Source organism: Streptomyces sp. NPDC002467, assembly GCF_042889825.1.
Taxonomy (GTDB): Bacteria; Actinomycetota; Actinomycetes; order Streptomycetales; family Streptomycetaceae; genus Streptomyces.
Genome location: NZ_JBIARJ010000001.1, coordinates 311,386 through 330,051 on the forward strand (window position 1 = coordinate 311,386; position 18,666 = coordinate 330,051).

23 protein-coding genes are annotated in these 18,666 nt (G+C 72.1%); 19 read left to right on the top strand and 4 right to left on the bottom strand.

The window, feature by feature from the left end; genetic code table 11:
- The first annotated feature begins 127 nt into the window (after window positions 1-127).
- Window positions 128-1,069: an alpha/beta fold hydrolase gene (locus ACFYYJ_RS01455; RefSeq protein ID WP_389127652.1), complete on the top strand. Its 942-nt coding sequence runs from the start codon at window positions 128-130 to the stop codon at window positions 1,067-1,069.
- On the opposite strand, the gene ACFYYJ_RS01460 is transcribed toward ACFYYJ_RS01455, so the two are convergent.
- The gene (locus ACFYYJ_RS01460; protein ID WP_389127654.1) at window positions 1,066-1,989 is read right to left on the bottom strand and encodes a LysR family transcriptional regulator; all 924 of its coding nucleotides are present in this window, start codon (window positions 1,987-1,989) and stop codon (window positions 1,066-1,068) included. The genes ACFYYJ_RS01455 and ACFYYJ_RS01460 overlap by 4 nt on opposite strands.
- A 70-nt stretch (window positions 1,990-2,059) precedes the next feature.
- Between ACFYYJ_RS01460 and ACFYYJ_RS01465 the strand changes: the two genes are divergently transcribed.
- Together ACFYYJ_RS01465 and ACFYYJ_RS01470 are read left to right on the top strand one after the other, a co-directional pair.
- Window positions 2,060-2,707 carry a maleylpyruvate isomerase family mycothiol-dependent enzyme gene (locus ACFYYJ_RS01465; RefSeq protein WP_389127656.1) on the top strand — a complete coding sequence of 216 codons (648 nt, stop codon included), beginning with the start codon at window positions 2,060-2,062 and terminating at the stop codon, window positions 2,705-2,707.
- A 13-nt stretch (window positions 2,708-2,720) separates the two neighbouring features.
- The gene (locus ACFYYJ_RS01470; RefSeq protein ID WP_389127658.1) at window positions 2,721-3,215 is read left to right on the top strand and encodes an anthrone oxygenase family protein; all 495 of its coding nucleotides are present in this window, start codon (window positions 2,721-2,723) and stop codon (window positions 3,213-3,215) included.
- A gap of 192 nt (window positions 3,216-3,407) precedes the next feature.
- Here ACFYYJ_RS01470 and ACFYYJ_RS01475 read toward each other — a convergent pair whose 3' ends face one another.
- Window positions 3,408-3,854 (bottom strand): hypothetical protein, encoded by a 447-nt coding sequence (locus ACFYYJ_RS01475; protein WP_385358027.1) that lies wholly within the window; start codon window positions 3,852-3,854, stop codon window positions 3,408-3,410.
- A gap of 4 nt (window positions 3,855-3,858) precedes the next feature.
- Here ACFYYJ_RS01475 and ACFYYJ_RS01480 point away from each other — a divergent pair, with 4 nt between their 5' ends.
- The 6 genes from ACFYYJ_RS01480 (at window position 3,859) to pucL (ending at window position 8,967) form a co-directional block, all read left to right on the top strand.
- Entirely contained in the window at window positions 3,859-4,599 is a 741-nt protein-coding gene (locus ACFYYJ_RS01480) for a PP2C family protein-serine/threonine phosphatase (RefSeq protein ID WP_385358123.1), read from the top strand.
- A 156-nt stretch (window positions 4,600-4,755) separates the two neighbouring features.
- A complete protein-coding gene (locus tag ACFYYJ_RS01485; RefSeq protein WP_376659720.1) occupies window positions 4,756-4,959 on the top strand; it encodes a cold-shock protein in 204 nt (67 codons plus the stop codon).
- Window positions 4,960-5,135: 176 nt separating this feature from the next.
- Window positions 5,136-5,504, top strand: coding sequence for a hypothetical protein (locus ACFYYJ_RS01490; RefSeq protein ID WP_385127150.1), 369 nt, complete (start codon window positions 5,136-5,138; stop codon window positions 5,502-5,504).
- A gap of 118 nt (window positions 5,505-5,622) precedes the next feature.
- Window positions 5,623-6,363 carry an SDR family NAD(P)-dependent oxidoreductase gene (locus ACFYYJ_RS01495; RefSeq protein WP_385358023.1) on the top strand — a complete coding sequence of 247 codons (741 nt, stop codon included), beginning with the start codon at window positions 5,623-5,625 and terminating at the stop codon, window positions 6,361-6,363.
- Between the two features lie 92 nt (window positions 6,364-6,455).
- The gene (locus ACFYYJ_RS01500; protein WP_389127662.1) at window positions 6,456-7,817 is read left to right on the top strand and encodes an aspartate aminotransferase family protein; all 1,362 of its coding nucleotides are present in this window, start codon (window positions 6,456-6,458) and stop codon (window positions 7,815-7,817) included.
- Between the two features lie 232 nt (window positions 7,818-8,049).
- A complete protein-coding gene (gene pucL, locus ACFYYJ_RS01505; protein ID WP_376660728.1) occupies window positions 8,050-8,967 on the top strand; it encodes a factor-independent urate hydroxylase in 918 nt (305 codons plus the stop codon).
- Between the two features lie 42 nt (window positions 8,968-9,009).
- On the opposite strand, the gene ACFYYJ_RS01510 is transcribed toward pucL, so the two are convergent.
- Entirely contained in the window at window positions 9,010-9,405 is a 396-nt protein-coding gene (locus ACFYYJ_RS01510) for a histidine phosphatase family protein (protein WP_389127664.1), read from the bottom strand.
- 297 nt (window positions 9,406-9,702) lie between these two features.
- On the opposite strand from ACFYYJ_RS01510, the gene ACFYYJ_RS01515 reads away from it, so the two are divergent.
- The 6 genes from ACFYYJ_RS01515 (at window position 9,703) to ACFYYJ_RS01540 (ending at window position 12,567) form a co-directional block, all read left to right on the top strand.
- The gene (locus ACFYYJ_RS01515) at window positions 9,703-9,915 is read left to right on the top strand and encodes a CbtB-domain containing protein (protein ID WP_384580282.1); all 213 of its coding nucleotides are present in this window, start codon (window positions 9,703-9,705) and stop codon (window positions 9,913-9,915) included.
- Window positions 9,916-9,958: 43 nt separating this feature from the next.
- The gene (locus tag ACFYYJ_RS01520; RefSeq protein WP_389127667.1) at window positions 9,959-10,720 is read left to right on the top strand and encodes a CbtA family protein; all 762 of its coding nucleotides are present in this window, start codon (window positions 9,959-9,961) and stop codon (window positions 10,718-10,720) included.
- Between the two features lie 32 nt (window positions 10,721-10,752).
- Window positions 10,753-11,016, top strand: a complete 264-nt coding sequence (locus ACFYYJ_RS01525; RefSeq protein ID WP_385358016.1) for a hypothetical protein — start codon at window positions 10,753-10,755, stop codon at window positions 11,014-11,016.
- 235 nt (window positions 11,017-11,251) lie between these two features.
- A complete protein-coding gene (locus ACFYYJ_RS01530; protein WP_385358014.1) occupies window positions 11,252-11,872 on the top strand; it encodes a hypothetical protein in 621 nt (206 codons plus the stop codon).
- Window positions 11,873-11,950: 78 nt separating this feature from the next.
- Window positions 11,951-12,292 (top strand): hypothetical protein, encoded by a 342-nt coding sequence (locus tag ACFYYJ_RS01535; RefSeq protein ID WP_389127670.1) that lies wholly within the window; start codon window positions 11,951-11,953, stop codon window positions 12,290-12,292.
- Window positions 12,293-12,357: 65 nt separating this feature from the next.
- Window positions 12,358-12,567 carry a hypothetical protein gene (locus tag ACFYYJ_RS01540; RefSeq protein WP_389127672.1) on the top strand — a complete coding sequence of 70 codons (210 nt, stop codon included), beginning with the start codon at window positions 12,358-12,360 and terminating at the stop codon, window positions 12,565-12,567.
- 185 nt (window positions 12,568-12,752) lie between these two features.
- Here the strand turns inward: ACFYYJ_RS01540 and ACFYYJ_RS01545 are convergent, their stop codons facing one another.
- The gene (locus ACFYYJ_RS01545) at window positions 12,753-13,157 is read right to left on the bottom strand and encodes a hypothetical protein (protein ID WP_385358009.1); all 405 of its coding nucleotides are present in this window, start codon (window positions 13,155-13,157) and stop codon (window positions 12,753-12,755) included.
- 250 nt (window positions 13,158-13,407) lie between these two features.
- On the opposite strand from ACFYYJ_RS01545, the gene ACFYYJ_RS01550 reads away from it, so the two are divergent.
- From ACFYYJ_RS01550 to ACFYYJ_RS01565, 4 genes are all read left to right on the top strand, one after another.
- Window positions 13,408-14,235 carry a hypothetical protein gene (locus ACFYYJ_RS01550; protein WP_384752429.1) on the top strand — a complete coding sequence of 276 codons (828 nt, stop codon included), beginning with the start codon at window positions 13,408-13,410 and terminating at the stop codon, window positions 14,233-14,235.
- An 81-nt stretch (window positions 14,236-14,316) separates the two neighbouring features.
- The gene (locus tag ACFYYJ_RS01555) at window positions 14,317-16,311 is read left to right on the top strand and encodes an FUSC family protein (protein ID WP_389127674.1); all 1,995 of its coding nucleotides are present in this window, start codon (window positions 14,317-14,319) and stop codon (window positions 16,309-16,311) included.
- 389 nt (window positions 16,312-16,700) lie between these two features.
- Window positions 16,701-17,390, top strand: a complete 690-nt coding sequence (locus tag ACFYYJ_RS01560; RefSeq protein WP_389127676.1) for a hypothetical protein — start codon at window positions 16,701-16,703, stop codon at window positions 17,388-17,390.
- Complete coding sequence (locus ACFYYJ_RS01565; protein WP_385365662.1) at window positions 17,387-18,637, top strand: sensor histidine kinase; 1,251 nt, start codon at window positions 17,387-17,389, stop codon at window positions 18,635-18,637. The genes ACFYYJ_RS01560 and ACFYYJ_RS01565 overlap by 4 nt, the downstream gene beginning before the upstream one ends.
- The last annotated feature ends 29 nt before the right edge of the window (window positions 18,638-18,666 follow it).

Genomic DNA, 18,666 nt, shown 5'->3' on the forward strand with positions numbered 1-18,666 from the left:
GTCTCCGCCCGTCCTCGGTGGTGCGTTCGTCAGCGGTCCGGACTCCCCGGCCGATTTTCATGGTACCGCCGTACCAACATCATGGTACGGTCGTATCACGAAGAACGGATCTTCCCGGAGGTGCCCCGTGCCCGAGAACACGACCCGTAAGCCGCGCCGCGACATCGGCCGTTACGTCAGCGACGAGCTGCGCGACCGCTACTTCGCCACCTGCGACGCGCTCTTCGCGATGGGCGCGCCCATCCGCTCCGAAACGGACGTCGAGACCAGCTTCGGCACCACGCACGTCTACCGGTACGGACCCACGGACCCGGCGGCCGAGTCCCGTACGCCGATCGTCCTGATCCACGGCTCCGGCGGCTGCTCCGCGCAGTGGTACCCCAACACCCGTGCGCTCAGCGCCGATCGACCCGTCTACGCCCTCGACACCCCGGGCGACCCCGGGCGCAGCGTCCAGCGCGAGCCCATGTGGCAGCCCGAGCGGGCCGCCCAGTGGATGGACGAGGCGCTCGACGCCCTCGGCCTGGACCGGGTCCACCTCGTCGGCTCCTCCTACGGCGGCTGGCTGGTCATCAACCAGGTCCACCTGCGGCCCGGACGCCTGGCCTCGGTCACGGCCCTCGACCCCGGCGGCCTGGAGAAGGTGGGCCTGCGCTTCTTCGCCTGGATCTTCGCGAGCCTCTTCGCCACCTTCGCCCCGAAGGCGCTGCGCCCGACCCTCGCCAAGTGGCTGGAGCAGCCGGTGCTCGTCGTCCCCGAACTGCGCAGGTCGATCCAGGCCGGGGTGCGGGCCTTCCGGATCCGCCGGCCCGCTCCGCTGCCGCTGTCCGACGCGGAACTGGGCTCCATCCGCACGCCGTTCTACCTGATCATGGGCAAGCGCAGCCTGCTGGTGCACCCGAAGCTGCAGCTGGAGCGCGTGCCCCGGGTGATACCGGGGGCCCGCGCCGAGATCGTCTCCGCGACCGGTCACGGCCCGCAGATCGACCACCCCGAGATGGTCAACGCCCGGATGTTGGGCTTCATGGAGGACGTCGACTCCCTCGACCCCGTCGAAGCGGCGGCCTAACGGGGAACGGGCGGCGGGAAGCTGCCGCGCAGCAGCTCCAGGAACGCGGCGGCCGCGGGACCGGAGGGGCCGTCCGTCCGCCAGGCGATGGCGGCCCGGGCGCGCAGCCGGGGCTCGGTGACCTCCAGCATCCGCACTCCCACGGCCGCCGCCGCGTCGGCGGGGAGCTCCGGGACCACCGCCACCCCCAGCCCGCGCGCCGCGAGTTGCGCGAGGAACGGCGGGGCGCTCGCCTCGAAGGCGATACGGGGCCGGAACCCCGCCGCCGCGCACGCCCGGTCGAACACCCCGCGCAGGCCCGTGCCCCGGGGCGGGCTGATCAGCGGACGGTCCCGCAGCTCGGCCAGGGCGATGACCGTACGGTCCGGTGACGTGAGGGCGGGGTCGTCCGGGGCGACGGCCGCCACGAGGGGTACGTCGGCGACGACGTGGAGCGAGATCCCCGGCGGCGGCTCCTCGTCCGCGAGTCCTATCACCGCGATGTCCAGTTCCCCCCGGTGCAGCGCGGCGAGCATCCGCTCGGAGGTGTCCTCGGTCAGCCCGATCTCCACCCGGGGGTGCGCCTCGTGGAAGCCGGCCAACACGGCAGCCACGTCGAAGCCGCTGCCCGCGGCTGCCGCGCCCGCGACGAGGCCCAGGGCGACGCGGCCCCGCAGCAGCCCGGTGAACTCGTCCGCGGTCTGCCGTACCACCTCGACGGCGGCGAGCGCGGCCCGCGCGTACGGCAGTACGGCCTCGCCCACCTCGGTCAGGGTCACCGACCGACCGGAGCGGTCGAGCAGCCGGTGCCCGAGCTCCCGCTCCAACTGCCTTACCTGTGCGCTCAGTCCGGGCTGCGCGAGATGCAGACGGGCGGCGGCGCGAGTGAAGTTGGCTTCCTCGGCGACCGTGACGAAGTACCGCAGCTGCCGAATGTCCATAACGAATCATGCTAGTTGCGAGACGTACAGACTCTTGGACTTGTGGCGGACGGGCCAAGAGCCTTGAACCATGGGGAACGAAGTCATGGGGAACACGGACATCAAGGCCGCCATCGCCGCCGAGCGCCGCGAACTCGCGGCCGTACTGGACGGTTTGACGGTCGATCAGTGGGACACTCCGAGCCTGTGCGCCGGCTGGACGGTACGGGAGGTCGCGGCGCACATGACGATGGGGTTCCGCTACTCGCTCACCAGGACGGTCCGGGAGCTCGTCCGCTCCCGGGGCAGCCTGCACCGGATGACCGACCGGTGCGCGCGCGAGGACGCGGCCGCGCACACGACGCGCGAACTCTCCGCGCTGCTCGCGGACAACGCGGACCACCCCTGGCGGCCCCCGGTCGGCGGGCTCGCGGCGGCCCTCGGCCACGACGTGGTCCACGGCCTGGACATCACCGTCCCGCTGGGCCTGGACCGCCGGGTGCCCGAGGACCGCGTACGGATCGTCCTGGCGGGCGTCAACGCCAGGTCCCTCAGGTTCTTCGGGGCGGACGTGAGCGGCGTCGAACTCCGCGCCACCGACCTCGACTGGTCCTTCGGCACGGGAACGCCCGTGTCGGGCGCCGCGCAGGACCTCCTCCTGCTCGCGTTCGGACGCCGCCTCCCGCCGGGACGCCTCCACGGCGACCCGACCGGCCGCTTCCTCCTCGCGCGGGCGTGAGGGCGACCCACCCATGACGCCGACGAACACGCGCGTCCGACTCCTCCAGGGGCTCGCCCTCATCGCCACCGGCCTCCTCGCGGGTGCGTTCGGGTACGGCGCGGCCAACCTGGTCCCCACCTTCGGCGCGGTACCGCTCGACGTGCGGCTGTCGTTCCACGCCGAGCTGATGAAGATGAACGGCATCACCATGCAGGCGGCGATGGCCGTGTCGACGCTGGGTTCCCTCACCCTCGCCGTCGTCACCCGGGGGCGCGCCCGGCTGATCGCCGGTGCGGCGGGACTGCTGACCCTCGCGTCGTTCCTGATCACCCGGTTCGGCAACGTGCCGATCAACGGCCGGATCAAGGAATGGGCGCGCACCTCGGCGCCGCCGCCCGACCACGCGGAGATCCTGCGGCGCTGGGAGCTCTTCAACGACCTGCGCACGCTCACCGCCGTCGCCGCCTTCGTCCTGCTCACCGTCCTCGTCCTCGCCCGGCCGCACTCCTCTTCCGACAGGGGGTGACGGGCCTCTGCCTGTGGGCGGAGGCGGGCGGGACGGAGATCCGTCTTGCGGTCCATGCCCTCGCGTGGGGGACCCTGCTGCTCGTCTGCCTGGCCTTCCTCGCCGTCGGCCCGGCGGCGGCGATCGTCCCGGCCCGCCGGGCCGCCGCCCTCGGTCCCCTGCGGGCGGTCGCGCAGGCGCAGGGCCTTGTCCTCAAGGATGCAGGTAGCTGTAGCCCACCTCGTAGCGTTCGACCGTGATGATCCGCTGGCCCTCGCGGTGGGCGGACTCGGCGCGGAGGCGGGTGGCCCGGTCCTCGCTCGCCATCATGGTCTCCTCGTCGTCCCACAGGGTGAGCGACTTGGCCTTCCCCGAGACCCGGTCGACGAGGTAGTACGCGCCCCGGAAGCCGGGGGCGTCCCGGATCTGCTCGACGATCGCCTGCGAATTCGCCGCCAGATCCCCCTCCGCCGGAAGCGGTGATCCCTGGTAGGTGCTGAGCCTCGCGAACATCTCCGGCAGTCCTTCCTGACCGGGCTGCCCGTCTGGGGACGGCAGCTCCACGACCAGAGTGCTCTGGCGGGCCGCCCGGCGCATGCCGAGCGGACAATGGGTGACGGGGAACGCTTCACCGGGGAGGACCGATGAGAGGCGGGACACCGTAGTGCCGTACGTAGCCGTGACCGCCCTGAGCCACACCGGGCTGGTGCGCGATCACAACGAGGACAGCCTGGTCGTCGGGCCGTGGACGCTGTGCGGGACGGTGACCGAGAGCCCCCAGACCTTCCTGTTCCCGCTAGGCCGTCCGCTGGTCGTCGCGGTCGCCGACGGGCTCGGGGGGCAGCCGGCCGGCGAGGTGGCCAGCGCCCTCGTCGTACGCCGGCTCGCCTCGCTCGGCCCCTCCCTGGTGGGCGAGGAGAGCGTCGGCGAGGCGCTGCAGCTGTGCAACGGCATGGTGTACGCGGCCGCCGAAGGCCGGCCGGAGCTGACCTCGATGGGCACCACCGTGGCGGGCGCCCTCGTCCTCGGGGATTCGCTGCTGGCCTTCAACATCGGCGACAGCCGGGTCTACCACGCCGACAAGGGCGGGCTGCGCCAGGTCAGCGTGGACGACAGCCCGCCGCCGGAGCCGGGGCACCGCACCACGTCCCTCGTCACCCAGACCCTCGGCGGCAGCCGCGGCCACAACACCGTCACCCCCCACATGGCGTCCTTCCCGCTGACCGGGGACGACCGCTACCTGCTGTGCAGCGACGGGCTGACCGACCCGCTGCCCGACGAGGAGATCGACGGGCTGCTGCGGGTCCACGACGACGGCAAGGCCGCGTTCGAGCTGTGGAAGGCGGCCATCGAGGCCGGGGGCCCCGACAACATCACCCTCGCGCTGGTCCGCGTCAGCGCGTAGCGATCATAGGAATTTCGCACACGGATTTTAATTATCGGCGGTCCGGAATTTACCGGCTCTCGATTTCCGCGTCGACGACCCCGCCCATGCTAGTGTTCCGACATCCGCAATCGCGGCCGAAAATACTTTCCCTTTATTTCACGAAGGAGAATTCATATGGCATCTGGCACCGTGAAGTGGTTCAACTCGGAAAAGGGCTTCGGCTTCATCGAGCAGGAAGGCGGCGGCGCCGACGTGTTCGCCCACTACTCGAACATCGCCGCGTCCGGCTTCCGCGAGCTTCAGGAAGGCCAGAAGGTCACCTTCGACGTCACGCAGGGCCAGAAGGGCCCGCAGGCCGAGAACATCGTTCCCGCCTGACGAGCGGACGCGCACGGACCCGCGGACACACGCGAGCTCGCGGACACGCGAACTCGCGGACACGCGGGCGTACGAACTCGCGGACACGCGCACGGGCCGGGACCCGCACTTTTTCGGTGCGGACCCCGGCCCGTTCGCACTGCCCTCCGCCACGAATGCCGCTAGAGTGCCTGGGCATGTCGATTCCTGATGAGCTGCTCATCGACCTCGCCGCCATGGTCGAGTCGGAGCAAACCAATCAGATGTCCCTGACCGTCGTGGTCCACGGCGCCGTCATCACCGGCCGGCTCGCTCCCGAACGCGTCTGGCGCCAGCGCGTCGCGGAAGTCCTGCGGGATTCCGATCAACTGGGCCCGTTCGCCGAGATCTTCAGCGCCCCCGGCGAATCCGACCGCACCGGGTCGCCGCCGTCCCATCTCCATTTCCACGTGGCCCGCATCCTCCAGGGCACCCTGGGCATCCCCGAAACCGGCGGGATGTACCGGATCGCCATCGCGGACGTCGGCGTCTGGACCGTGGGGGACTTCCGCTACTCGGACCGCTGACCTCCCCCTCTCCCCCCTCGACGCCCACGGAACTTTCACATCGCGGAAACGGAATTCCGCGATGTGACAAGTTACGATCGCCTCCCCCGTCACGATCAAGAACCGCAGGAGGCAGACCATGACCGAGAGCCGCGTCGCGCTCATCACCGGCTCCTCCTCCGGCATCGGAGCCGCCATCGCCCGCCGACTGAGCTCCGAGGGCATCCGCGTCGTCGTGAACTCCGCCCGCAGCGAGAGCGCCGGACGGGCGCTGGCCGCCGAGCTGCCCGGGGCGGTCTACGTACAGGGCGACGTCGCCGACGCGGCGGACGCGCGGCGGATCGTACGGAGCGCCGCCGACGCCCACGGCCGGCTGGACATCCTGGTCAACAACGCGGGCGTCACCCGCTTCATCCCGCTCGACGACCTGGAGGCCGCCGACGCCGCCGCCTGGCGCGAGATCTTCGACGTCAACGTCATCGGCGCCTGGCAGATGATCACCGCGGCCGTCCCGCACCTGCGCAAGTCCGAGTCGGCGTCCATCGTCAACGTCTCCTCCGTCTCCGCCACCCGCGCGCTGGGCAGCTCCGTCCCGTACGCCGTCAGCAAGGCCGCGCTCAACCACATGACCCGCCTCCTCGCCTCGCAGCTCGGCCCCGCCGTCCGCGTCAACGCGGTGGCCCCCGGCCTCATCGACACCCCCTGGTACGAGGACGCCGAGCAGGTCTGGGAGAGCTCGCGCGACTGGATCACCGAGAACACCCCGCTGCGCCGCGTCGGCACCCCCGAGGACGTCGCGGAGGCCGCCCTCTACCTCGTCAATGCCGCGTACACCACGGGAGACGTCCTCACCGTGGACGGCGGCCGCCACGTCGTGTGAAGCCCGACCGTCCGACAGACGGCCGGGCCCCGGGCCGTCCCGCGGTGTGGACACGGCCTCGTGTCCACATCCTGGACGACTACCCTCGTTTCATGAACGCAGAAGCCGACGCCCTCTCAGCAGCACGAGACGCAGTCAAGGACGCCGACCGGAAGCACGTCTTCCATTCCTGGTCGGCGCAGGAACTCATCGACCCGCTCGCCGTGGCCGGGGCCGAGGGTTCCTACTTCTGGGACTACGACGGGAACCGCTACCTCGACTTCTCCAGCGCCCTCGTCTACACCAACATCGGCTACCAGCACCCCAAGGTCACCGCGGCCATCCAGGAGCAGGCGGCCAAACTGTGCACCGTGGCGCCCGGCTTCGCCGTGGACGTGCGCTCCGAGGCGGCCCGGCTGATCGCCGAGCGCACCCCGGGCGAGCTGGACAAGATCTTCTTCACCAACGGCGGCGCCGAGGCCGTCGAGAACGCCGTCCGCATGGCCCGCCTGCACACCGGCCGGCCCAAGGTGATGTCCGCGTACCGCTCGTACCACGGCGCCACCTCCACCGCGATCAACCTGACCGGTGACGCCCGCCGCTTCGGCAACGACACCGCCACCGCCGGCGTCGTGCACTTCTGGGGCCCGTTCGCCTACCGCTCGCCCTTCTACGCGGCGAACGAAGCCGAGGAGTGCGAGCGAGCCCTGCGCCACCTCGAGGACACCATCGTCTTCGAGGGCCCGCAGTCCATCGCCGCGATCGTGCTGGAGACCGTCGCGGGCGCCCCCGGCGTGCTCGTCCACCCCGACGGCTACCTGACCGGCGTGCGCGCCCTCTGCGACCGCTTCGGCATCCTGCTCGTCCTCGACGAGGTCATGGTCGGCTTCGGCCGCACCGGCACGTGGTTCGCCGCCGACCACTGGGGCGTCGTCCCCGACCTGCTGTGCTTCGCCAAGGGCGTCAACAGCGGCTATGTGCCCCTCGGCGGCGTCGCCATCTCTCCCGCCGTCGCCGCCACCTTCGCCACCCGCCCCTACCCGGGCGGTCTGACGTACTCCGGGCACGTCCTGGCCTGCGCGGCCGCCGTCGCCACCATCAACGTCATGGCCGAGGAGGGCATCGTCGAGCAGTCCGCCCGCACCGGCGCCGAACTCCTCGGCCCCGGCCTGCGCGCGCTCGCCGAACGGCACCCCTCGGTCGGCGAGGTCCGCGGCCTCGGCACCTTCTGGGCGCTGGAACTCGTACGGGATCCGGCCACGCGCGAGCCGCTCGTCCCGTACAACGCGGCCGGGGCGGACAACGCGCCGATGGCCGCCTTCGGCGCCGCCTGCAAGAAGGGCGGGCTCTGGCCGCTGATCGCGGGCAACCGCATCCACATCGCGCCGCCCTGCAACATCTCGGCCGAGGACGTCGCGAAGGGGCTGGAAATCCTCGACGAGGCCCTCTCCGTCGCCGACGCGCACATGGCCTGAGCTGCACAAATGTACGGTCGCCCAATCCGTGGGTGCCTGTCTTGGACGTTCCGCGCCATTACGAACAACGCGTGAACGTGCTGAAATCCGACACAGAGCACCTACGGACCGGGATGCACGTCAGTCCCGGGGCGGTCCTCCGGACCGAACGGCGGGGAGCGGGCCTTACCGCTGGACGCCGGGCGTACGGGATCCAGTCAGCCGGACTCCGTGTACCCGAAGGAAGACAGCCATGAGCAAGCACGTCCTGGGCCAGAACCAGTACGGCAAGGCCGAGAACCGCATCGTCAAGGTCACCCGCAAGGGCAGCGACGGTTCCTGGGCCGAGATCCGCGACCTCAACGTCTCGGTGGCGCTGCGCGGTGAGTTCCGCGACGTGCACCTGACCGGCGACAACGCCAACTGCCTGCCGACCGACACCACCAAGAACACGGTGTACGCCTTCGGCAAGGAGCACGGCATCGAGTCGCCGGAGGCCTTCGGCATCCTGCTCGCCAAGCACTTCGTCTCCTCCCAGTCCCCGATCCGCGAGGCGCAGATCCGCATCGAGGAGTTCGCCTGGGACCGCATCCCGGTCCCGACCCGCAAGGAGCAGCACTCCTTCGTCCGCAAGGGCCAGGAAGTGCGCACCGCGCAGATCACCTACAGCGAGACCACCGGCCTCCAGGTCATCTCGGGTCTGAAGGACCTGACGGTGATGAACTCGACCAACTCCGAGTTCCACGGCTACATCAAGGACAAGTACACGACGCTGAAGGAAGCGTACGACCGCATCCTGGCGACCAAGGTCACCGCGCGCTGGGCCCACTCGGCGCTCGCCGCGGACGACACCGAGTACGACTGGGACCAGTCGTACAAGAAGGTCCGCCGCAACATGCTGGAAGCCTTCGCGGAGACCTACTCCTACTCGCTGCAGCAGACCCTGAACGCGATGGCCGAGCGCGTGCTCGACAACTGCCCCAAGGTCAACGAGGTCCGCCTCAACCTCCCCAACAAGCACCACTTCCTCGTCGACCTGGAGCCCTTCGGCCTCAAGAACGACAATGAGGTCTACTTCGCGGCGGACCGTCCGTACGGCCTGATCGAGGGCACCATCCACCGTGACGGCGTCCAGCCCGTGATCGCCACGTCCGACTGGATCACCGCGTAACGCACGGCACTCGGGCCCGTGGGCCCTCGGGCCCTCGGCCCTTCAGTTCGGCCCGGACCGCGTCGCGGGGTCCGGGCCGTCCTGCTGTCCGAGCAGCAGGTTCCAGCGGCCCGCGCGGCCGGTGAGGGTGGTCACCGACTCCGGGCGTACGTCGAGCCGCCAGAAGGCCGCCACCGGCAGCTCCAGCGCGTGCACCACCGCCGCCCGTACGACGGCCTGTTCCACGGTGAACCGGTGCGTGCCGGGGGGAAGCGCCGCCAGCTCCGCCCCGACGCGGGCGATCAGCGCGACCGTCGACTCCCCACCGGGCGGCGCGTATCCGGGATCCGTCAACCAGGCGTGCACTCCGGCCGGATCCGCGGCGGCCACCTCGTCCAGGGTCCGCCCCGCCCACTCGCCGGCGTCCAACCCCCTCAGCCCCTCGTGCCCCTCGGGCATCGTGCTTCCCGCGCGTCCCACATTTCCCGGGTTTGGGAAACGTCCTTGGCGGGCAGCCGCGTCGAGCGGGAATCTCACGAGATGAACTCGTACCAATGGGGGGTTCATAAGGTGAGCGTAAGCGCGGTACGGTCTCGGACGACACAACTGCATGACGACGGTACGACGGAAGCATCGGTGAAAATCCGGCACGGTCGCGCCACTGTGAACCCTCCCCCAGGGGAGGCGAGTCAGACCCGCCCCCGTCGTCGCGAGCACCACTGACCGGGACGCGTGTTCCCTCTGGAGGTACCTGACATGGCCAACACCGCCGTGCCGACGACGGCTCCCGCCGTCGCCCCGATCTCGCTCTCCGCGCTCGCCCCCTGGGCGGCCTTCGTCGCCGTCCTCATGCTGGTCCTGCTGTACTTCGTCGGCATCGAGCAGGGCGCCACCGCCGTCTTCCAGGGCGAGAACATCCACGAGTGGCTGCACGACGGCCGCCACCTGCTCGGCTTCCCCTGCCACTGATCCCCCTGCCGGATCATTCGCCTCCGCAAGGGGATCGCCACACATGAATACCGTCTCACCCCGCATCCTCCTGGTCCGGGGCATGCTGGCCGGTGCCCTCGCGGGCCTGGCCGCGTTCCTCGTCGCCTACCTCCTCGGCGAGTCCAAGGTCGACGCGGCCATCGCCATCGAGGAGGCCGGCCACCTCGCGGCCGGTCACGACCACGGCGCCGAGGAGGCCCCGGTCAGCCGGGCCCTCCAGGCGACGGCGGGCCTCGGCACCGGCGTGATCCTCTACGGGGTCGCGCTCGGTGGCATCGCCGCGCTCGTCTTCTGCTTCGCCCTGGGCCGCATCGGCCGCTTCGGCCCGCGCTCCACGGCGGCACTGGTCACCACCGGGCTGTTCGTGACCGTCACCCTGGTCCCGTTCCTCAAGTACCCCGCCAACCCGCCCGCCGTCGGCGACCCCGACACGGCCGCCCGGCGAACCGCCCTGTACCTGATGATGATCGCCCTGAGCGCCCTGCTCGCGGCGGGCGCGCTGATCCTCGGGCGCCGACTCACGCCCGGGCTCGGCAACTGGAACGCCTCGGTCGTCGCCGGCCTGGGCTTCGTCCTGCTCGTCGGAATCTCGTACGCCGTCCTGCCCGGGATCAACGAGGTCCCGGCGGACTTCCCGGCCACGCTGATCTGGGACTTCCGCCTCGCGTCACTGGCCATCCAGACCGCGCTGTGGACGACTTTCGGCCTCGCCTTCGGTTTTCTAGCCGAACGCGCACTTGTGCCGCCCGCCGCACCCAAGGAGGCTTTGCAGCCGACGAGTTGACGCCTGGGCGATCCCGAGGGGGCCGGAAGTAGATGCCGTACGCGCCGTACGTGCCGACGGCGGTCAGGGAATGGCGGGGATGGACGGGCGCCGGCCCGTTCTGGCTGAACTCGCTCCTGCTGCTCCTGGCCCCCTTCACCGCCGTCACCCTGTTCGGCCAGATCGGCCTGATCGCCGCCCTCGCCGCACTGGGCGGGCTGGTGCGGCACCTGTGGTCCGGCGACTACGGCCATCCGGCCATGCACCTGGCGGCGGCGGCAATGGGTGCCGCGGCCGCGCTGACGGTGCTCAGGTAGCCGCGGCCCGCGAGAAGCCGGAGGGCCTCCCCGCGTCTCACTCGTTCGGGTGCAGGCCCCCCATCTTCGGCGGCCGACCCGCGGACCGGCCGCCATCTGCGAAGACGCCCCGGTTCCGGGCGGGACCACCCGTGACGCACCGTCAGTCTCGGGTGTTTCACACGGTGCGGACGGGCAGAGGAGGTGTCCACTGCTCACATGAACCGGCTGTCCGCGCCGGACGGGAAGGATCGCCATGCCCCGCGCCAAGTGGGTCGTCGCCGCGCTGACGGTGACTCTGCTGTGTACCGGCATCGGGGTGTTGCAGAGTACCGAGGGCGCCCGGCCCTCCACCTCGACCCCGACCACCGACGACTCGCTGCCCTCACGGGCCCTGGGCCTGTCCGGCCACCGCCGTCTCGTCCGGCAGCTGGAGCACGCCGGGGAACACACCCCCGGCACGGGGGCCCGGTCGCCGAGGACCGCCCCCGGACCGCTGCGAGCGGTCCACGGTCCGCTCCGGGCCGCCCGGCCGCTGCGGCTGCGGATCCCGAGCCTGCGCCTCGACGTGCCCCTGACCGGCCCCAAGGGGGCGGCCTCCTGGGACTCCGGCAGTCCGGCGCCCGGCACCGCCGGTACCGCCGCGGTCACCGGGGCAACGCTCCGGCTCGACGAACTGCGGCCGGGCCGGACCGTCGAGATCCCGCGCGCGGACGGTCGTACGGCCGTGTTCACCGTCGTACGGGTCTCCCCCGGCGAGGTCTCCCCCGGCGAGCTCTCCGGGAACGACGCCCAGGAGGGGCGGCCCCAACTGCGCCTGGTCGGCGGCGAGACCGCCGTACTGGCCCGACTCACGGGGCAGCGCCGCACCCGCTAGGGGGGTCTTCGTCCCCCGGTCGGGGGACGCTCGCGGCGCGGCCGGGTGCCGGCGCCGATGCCGGGGCACACCCCTCGCATGAGCGGGAGGCAATGCGCGCTTGCGGCACTGACCCGGGCCCTGACAGCGGTCTGCGTCGTGCTGCTGTGCGTGTTCGGAGCCGGTCCGGCCGCCGCGACGGCCGCCGAGTCGCGGCCCGCCTCCACCGCGCCCGCGGAACCCACCGAGGGGCCGTCCGATCCGGGCTCCGAGCCCGAACTGCGCGCTGCGGTACGACCGGCCGAGCGCGGGATCCCCGGCGTACGACTGAGGCCGCTCCCGGTGTTTCACGTGAAACACCCCGGGGCCGCCGGCGTGTGCGGGTCGATCGAAGCGGTGCCGTCCAGGGGGACGGCGCGGAGTGTGGTCCTGCGCTGCTGACCGGGCCGAGCCCGAGAGCAGACCCACACCCCCCACTCGCACACCGCACCCCGTGAGGTTCCGTCATGCCCATCGACCCGTACGCCGCGCTGAACGCCATGCTCCGTGCCGAGGCCGCCCGCTTCGCCCCGCCGGCTCGGCAGACCGAACCGGCACGGCCGGCCCGCCCGGCCCGCCCGGTACAGCCGGTCCAGCCCGTCCAGCCGGTCCAGCCCGTCGGCTCCGACCCTGAGCGGGAGCAGAACGGCACCGCCCCGGCGGACCCGGCCGCGTAAGGCCCCGCAGGAATGAGGGAGCGCCGGTTCCCGTGCCCTCGGCAACGGAGGGTGGTCACGTGAGGTTCGACCACGGCACGGGAACCGGCGCCACTGTTCAGTCTGGTGCGTGCGGCCCTTCGGCCGCCTCGGGCGGAAGTACCGACCCGCCCCGGCCGAAAGTACCGCCGCGGACGGGACCTGTCTCACTCCTCGTGGGTGTGGAAGCGGTAGAACGCCGCCGCGCCGACGCCGATGCCGACGAAGAGGCCCACCACGACGGCTTTGAGGATCGACTGGTCGGTGAGGCTGTGCAGGTATCCCGCGGCGATACCGCCGAAGGCGCCGTACGCCGCCGCACGGACCTCCTGCATGACGTTCGTGCCCATCCGGCCGAGGCCGAACGCGATCGCGGCGAAGAGCACGCCGCACAGGATCCCGTAGAACACGTTGGCCACGGTGACCGGGCCCGCCTGCCGCTCGATCCAGGCGGCCCAGAGGCCGTAGACGATTCCGAGAAGCAAGGGCCCTGCGTAGGCGAGCACGCCCGGGTGGGTCATGTCCGCCATCTGCCGGTGCTGCCGATGGGCAGCGGGTGCCGCATGTGCCATGACGGGCTCCTCTCTGCTCCATCCAGGGCACACCCGGCACCTCGGACCGGCAAGTGGATCACCCGTGCGGGCCGGCCGCGCACGGCCACGGCGTCGATCGCGAAGAGCGTGCAGGGCAGGGCGAGGGCGGCGACCACGTCCATGGGCGGGAGGGAAGGGTGCCACGCCGTTACCGGGCCCGAGGACGCCGCGCCACCCGCCCGCAGCAGCACCGCTCGCGCCCGGGCCCGCGCCCGCTTTCCCTGGTGACGTGCGCACCATCCTGTCGGCGGTCCTCATCGTGCTCATGACGCTGCTCGTGCCCGCGAGCGCCGTCGCGTACTGGGCCGACCGCGAGTTGGGCGACGCCGATCGCTACACCGCCGCGATGTCCCCGCTCGCCGAGGACCCCGCCGTACGGAGCGTCGTCGTCACCCAGGCCGGCCGGGCCCTGTCCGGGCAGATCGACGCGGGTCCCTTCCAGAGCGGCGTGGACACCCTGCTCGGCGAGGCGCTGCGCTCCTTCGCCGGCACCCCCGCCTACCGGACGGCCTGGGACGCCGCGAACCGGGCCGCGCACGCCGCCTTCCTCGAAGCGCTCACCACCGGCCACGGGGACGCCGTCACCATCGACCTCGCCCCCGTGATCGCACAGGTCAAGGGAGAACTCGTCGACGACGGCGTGCCCTTCGCCGACCGGATCCCGGTGACCCACATCTCGGTGAAGGTCATGGAGTACGACAACCTCGGTGCCCTCCGGAAGGGGTTCCACATGCTCCAGATCGCGGGCATCTGGCTTCCCGTGCTGACCCTCTTCCTGGCCGCCGCCGCCATCGCGGTCTCCATCCGACGGCGCAGCGCGGTGATCGCCACGGGGCTGGGGCTCGCCATCGGCGCCGGTCTGCTGTGGGTCGCGGTGGACCTGTGTCGCAGGCTCACCCTGGACGACCTGCCCGCCGACATCGACCGGGCGGCCGCCGGGGCCGTGTACGACGCCCTCACCGCGTTCCTGCGGACGACCTCCTGGGTGGTGCTGGCGGTCGGCCTCGCCACCGCGCTGGCGGCCTGGCTGACGGGACGACGCCGCCGCACCCCATAAGCTCGGAAGGTACCCACGTACGTAGAACGACGTGTAAAACACCAGAAGAACCGATTCGCGAGCGGCGGCACGGAAACGGGAATGAGCACCGAACGCACCGAACACATAGCTTCGCGGCGAGCCCGGCACCATCCGCTGGCCCCGCCCGACTGGCTCCTCTCGGGACTGAAGCCGAGTTCGGCCCCGATCCCGTGGGCCGCGGTCGTACGGGCCGCGATCGCGCTGGCCGTCCCGCTCGCGGTGGGTTTCGCGCTGGACGAGCCCGAGTACGGCGCACTCGTCTCCATGGGCGCCCTGTCCGGAGTCATCAGCGACACCGCCGACGCCTACCGGATGCGGATCCTGAACATCGCCGTACCGCAGTTCTTCGGCGCGGTCGGCATCGCGCTGGGCACCCTGGTCTTCGGGCACGGCTGGGTGGCGGTCGGCGCCCTCACCTTCGTCGCCCTGGTCTCCGGGATGATCTCGTCCATCGGCACGGTCGCCTCCGCGTCCGGGCTGCTGCTCCTGCTGAACGCCGTCGTCGGCGCCGGGCTCCCGATGCCCCGGCCCTGGTGGATCGCCCCGCTGCTGCTGAGCGCGGGCGGGCTGTTCGTCCTCGTCCTGACCCTGCTGGGCTGGCCGCTGCGCGGGCGGCAGCCGGAGCGGGCCGCCGTCGCCGCCACCTACCGGGCCCTGGCCGACGCCCTGGAGGCCGCCGGCGGGCCGGGCGCCGCCTTCGACGAGCGCCGGCGGCAGGTCACCCAGTCCCTGAACCAGGCCTACGACCTCGTGCTCGGCCGACGGACCCGGGTGCACGGCCGCAGCCCTTCGCTGGTGCGGATGCTGGCCCAGCTCAACGTGGTGATCCCGCTGGTGGAGGCCGTGCCCGCCGCGCACCAGCGCCGCCGACCGGTACCGCCCGAGATCCCTGCGGCCGTGAGGGAGCTGGCCACGGCCGTCGAGGAGGGCCGCACCGGAACCCCGGCTCTGGACCTGCCCGAACCGCACACCCCGGCCGAGCGGGCCGTCGACGCGGCGCTGCGGCACGCGGCGGCCATCGTGTACCTGGCCGAGCCCGACGTCCACAACGTCGACGACCGCCTCGGCCGCCCCGCCGCCCTGCGACTGCGGGCGCGGCGGGCGGTGCGCGGGATGGTGCTCTCCGGCGCCTCCTGGCGGTACGGCCTGCGCCTCGCGCTGTGCATCGGCCTCGCCCAGTCGTTCGTCTCCCTCATCGAGGTCGAGCGGTCCTACTGGGTCGCGCTGACCGTCACCTTCGTCCTCAAGCCCGACTTCGGCTCGGTGTTCTCACGGGCCGTGCTGCGTGCGCTGGGCACCGCCGGGGGGCTGGTGATCGCGGCCGCCGTGCTGTCGGAAGTACCGCGCGGCTGGTGGGACGTGCCGGTGATGATGGTCCTGGCCGCCCTCATCCCCGCCTTCTCCGCCAAGGGGTACGCCTTCCAGACCGCGGCGATCACCCCGGTCATCCTGCTCCTCTCGGACCTGCTCAACCACCAGGGCTTCGACCTGATCCGGCCGCGGCTGGTGGACAGCCTGATCGGCTGCGCCATCACCCTGGTCTTCGGCTACCTGCTGTGGCCCGAGAGCTGGCACACCCGGATCGGCGACCGGCTGGCGCGGGCCGTGGACGACGCCGCCGGGTACGTGGAGCGGGCCTTCGCGCCGGTCGCGGACGACGCCGAACTCCGGGCGGTCCGGCAGGCCCGCCTCCAGGCGCGGCGGCGGATCTACCGGGACCTGTCGGGCGTGCGCAGCGAGTTCCAGCGGGCCCTGACCGAACCCCCGCCGACGGGTACGCGTGCCACGGCGTGGTGGCCGCTGGTGGTGGCCGTCGAACGGATCGTGGACGCGACGACGGCGGCGCGGGTGCGGGTCAACCACGGAGCGCTGCCGCCTGCGGCGGGCGAGGTCGAGTGGATCGCGCGGCAGTTGCGCGAGCTGGCGGAGAACGTCCGTTCGACGACGACCCCGTTCCATGTGGACGTCCCCCTGGACCCGGACGAAGCCGGCGTCCTGGCCCCGGTCCGCCAAGAGGTAGTGGCCGCCCGAGCCATCACCCGCCAGGACCCCTGACCCCGGCCCGGCTGCCCGTACCGCCGCGCCGTCGGGGTCCGCTGCGCGGAGCGTGTCCCCTACCCGCCCTTCCACCGTTCCCCGGGCTCTGCCCGGACCCGCCCTGGGGCTCCGCCCCAGACCCCGCGCCTCAAACGCCGGCGGGGCTGGATCTGCCCTGTGGGCAATTCAGCGCGCACCTGGCGGACGGCAGCAGCCGGATCCAGCCCCGCCGGCGTTTGAGGCGCCTCCGGAGGCAACCAGCCCGTCCGGCGATTGAGGACCGGGGTGCAGAGGCGGTGCGTCCGGCCCCGCAGGCGTTCGGGGTGCGGGGCGGAGCCCGGGGCGGGCGGTAGCCCGAACAGACGTGGGGCCGGGCCGGAGGGCGGCCGACGGGGGAGCATCGAAGCATGCGCAGCCGCCACATCCTGGCCACCGCCGCCCTCCTGGCGGCCACGGCGGGCTGCGCCGATGCCGAGGGCCTCCAGAGCTCCGGCGACCTCGGCACCGTGCACGCGCCCCAGAGCCTGTGGAAGGAGTACCGCCCCGAACAGCCCGACCCCGGCCAGCAGCCCGGCACGGCCGCCGTCGTGCCGGGGATACCCAAGGTGACGGGGACCGTCGAGAAGGGAATGCGCGGCGTGGACCCCCTCGCCGTCGTACGGGCCGACATGAAGGCCTCCGTCACCCAGGACCACGGCACCGGCCGCCTCGTCGACCCCCGCGCCCTCCAGCGGCTCGCGCTCTGCACACAGGCTGTGGACGACGACTGCCCCCTCCGCCCGGCCGTGCTGCACGACCTGACCGGCGACGGCCGCGACGAGCTGATCACCGCCCTGGACCTCGACGGCCGCCTCAGCGAGCTCCGCGTCTACACCCTCCGGGACGACGGCCGCGTCGCCCGGATCCTGTCCCGCCGCGCGGTCCTGGAGGGCGTGGAGGTGGCCGCCGAGCACTTGGCGGTCCGCGAGCCGACCTCGAACCCCGCCTACGTCGCCGTCTCCGACTACGTGTGGGACCCCGCGTCCGGGACCATGAACCTGTCCCAGCTCACCCTCGACGACTGCCCCGGCGGAAACGGGGCACGATGCGCGCCATGAGCAGTCTGCGCTGGCGGATCGCCCTGACCACCACGATGGTGTGCTGCATGGTCGCCGCCGCCCTCGGCATCCTCGTGCACAACGTGGTCGCCCGGCAGATCGTCGGCGAGGTCCGCAAGGAGGCGGACCGGGACCTGGACCACGCCCTCGGCCACTACGAGTACGGGACGGCGCACGGCGATGTGAACGCCGTGCTGGACCCGGCAGACCTGCCCGGACCGCTGCGCACCCTCGTCGCGCGCGGGGACACCGGGAGCATGGTCGGCTCGTACAAGGGGAAGCCGGTGATGTGGGCCGCCGGCCCCGCCGACGACAAGGCCCTCGCCGTGTGGATCCCGTTCGAGAACACCCGCAAGCGGCTGCGGGACGTCGACACCGCGATCCTGGCGTCCGCCGTGGTCGCGGCCGGGGTGGTGGCACTGGCCGGGCTGTTCCTCGCCAACCGGATCAGCCGGCGGCTCACGGCCACGGCCGCGGTGGCCCGCCGGATCAGCGCCGGTGACCTCGACGCGCGCGTGGACTTCCCGGCGGACAGCGACGATCCCTTGCGGACCGGCTCACGCGACGAGGTACGGGACGTGGCCCACGCGCTGGACTCGATGGCCGGCTCGCTCCAGGAACGGCTGGAGGCGGAGAAGCGGTTCACGGCGGACGTCGCGCACGAACTGCGCACCCCGCTCACGGGCTCGCTGGCCGCGGCGGCGCTGCTGCCGGAGGGCCGCCCCAAGGAGATGATCAACGACCGGCTCAAGGCCATGCACCTGCTGACCGAGGACCTGCTGGAGATCTCCCGGCTCGACTCCGGGGTCGAACGGGCCGACCTGATCCGGATGGAACTCGGACGGGCGGTGGAACGGGCCGTCGCCGCGACCGGGCTGCCCGTCTCGGTGACGGTGGTCCGTGACACGGAGGTGCTGACGGACCGGCGGCGCCTGGACAGGATCCTGGCGAACCTGCTGGCCAACGCCCACAAACACGGTCGGCCACCGGTGGAGGTGACGGTGGACGGGCCCGTCGTGGTGCTCCGCGACCACGGGCCCGGCTATCCCGCCGAACTGATCGAGCACGGCCCGCAGCGCTTCCGCACCGGGGACCCGGGCCGTGGGCGCGGCCACGGACTCGGTCTGACGATCGCGGCCGGGCAGGCGGCGGTACTGGAGATCGAGCTGAGCTTCGCCAACGCCCCGGACGGAGGCGCGATCACGACGCTCAGACTTCCCGTGGGCCGCCTACCCGGAGGCAGTTGAGGGAGTTGAGGGGTGTTTCACGTGAAACT

Coding starts and splice junctions, on each gene's coding strand:
- ACFYYJ_RS01520 (WP_389127667.1), top strand. CDS start 9,959: ATGAATACCGTCTCACCCCGCATCCTCCTGGTCCGGGGCATGCTGGCC.
- ACFYYJ_RS01515 (WP_384580282.1), top strand. CDS start 9,703: ATGGCCAACACCGCCGTGCCGACGACGGCTCCCGCCGTCGCCCCGATC.
- pucL (WP_376660728.1), top strand. CDS start 8,050: ATGAGCAAGCACGTCCTGGGCCAGAACCAGTACGGCAAGGCCGAGAAC.
- ACFYYJ_RS01530 (WP_385358014.1), top strand. CDS start 11,252: ATGCCCCGCGCCAAGTGGGTCGTCGCCGCGCTGACGGTGACTCTGCTG.
- ACFYYJ_RS01555 (WP_389127674.1), top strand. CDS start 14,317: ATGAGCACCGAACGCACCGAACACATAGCTTCGCGGCGAGCCCGGCAC.
- ACFYYJ_RS01560 (WP_389127676.1), top strand. CDS start 16,701: ATGCGCAGCCGCCACATCCTGGCCACCGCCGCCCTCCTGGCGGCCACG.
- ACFYYJ_RS01535 (WP_389127670.1), top strand. CDS start 11,951: ATGAGCGGGAGGCAATGCGCGCTTGCGGCACTGACCCGGGCCCTGACA.
- ACFYYJ_RS01540 (WP_389127672.1), top strand. CDS start 12,358: ATGCCCATCGACCCGTACGCCGCGCTGAACGCCATGCTCCGTGCCGAG.
- ACFYYJ_RS01500 (WP_389127662.1), top strand. CDS start 6,456: ATGAACGCAGAAGCCGACGCCCTCTCAGCAGCACGAGACGCAGTCAAG.
- ACFYYJ_RS01470 (WP_389127658.1), top strand. CDS start 2,721: ATGACGCCGACGAACACGCGCGTCCGACTCCTCCAGGGGCTCGCCCTC.
- ACFYYJ_RS01465 (WP_389127656.1), top strand. CDS start 2,060: ATGGGGAACGAAGTCATGGGGAACACGGACATCAAGGCCGCCATCGCC.
- ACFYYJ_RS01460 (WP_389127654.1), bottom strand. CDS start 1,989: ATGGACATTCGGCAGCTGCGGTACTTCGTCACGGTCGCCGAGGAAGCC.
- ACFYYJ_RS01545 (WP_385358009.1), bottom strand. CDS start 13,157: ATGGCACATGCGGCACCCGCTGCCCATCGGCAGCACCGGCAGATGGCG.
- ACFYYJ_RS01565 (WP_385365662.1), top strand. CDS start 17,387: ATGAGCAGTCTGCGCTGGCGGATCGCCCTGACCACCACGATGGTGTGC.
- ACFYYJ_RS01510 (WP_389127664.1), bottom strand. CDS start 9,405: ATGCCCGAGGGGCACGAGGGGCTGAGGGGGTTGGACGCCGGCGAGTGG.
- ACFYYJ_RS01485 (WP_376659720.1), top strand. CDS start 4,756: ATGGCATCTGGCACCGTGAAGTGGTTCAACTCGGAAAAGGGCTTCGGC.
- ACFYYJ_RS01495 (WP_385358023.1), top strand. CDS start 5,623: ATGACCGAGAGCCGCGTCGCGCTCATCACCGGCTCCTCCTCCGGCATC.
- ACFYYJ_RS01490 (WP_385127150.1), top strand. CDS start 5,136: ATGTCGATTCCTGATGAGCTGCTCATCGACCTCGCCGCCATGGTCGAG.
- ACFYYJ_RS01525 (WP_385358016.1), top strand. CDS start 10,753: ATGCCGTACGCGCCGTACGTGCCGACGGCGGTCAGGGAATGGCGGGGA.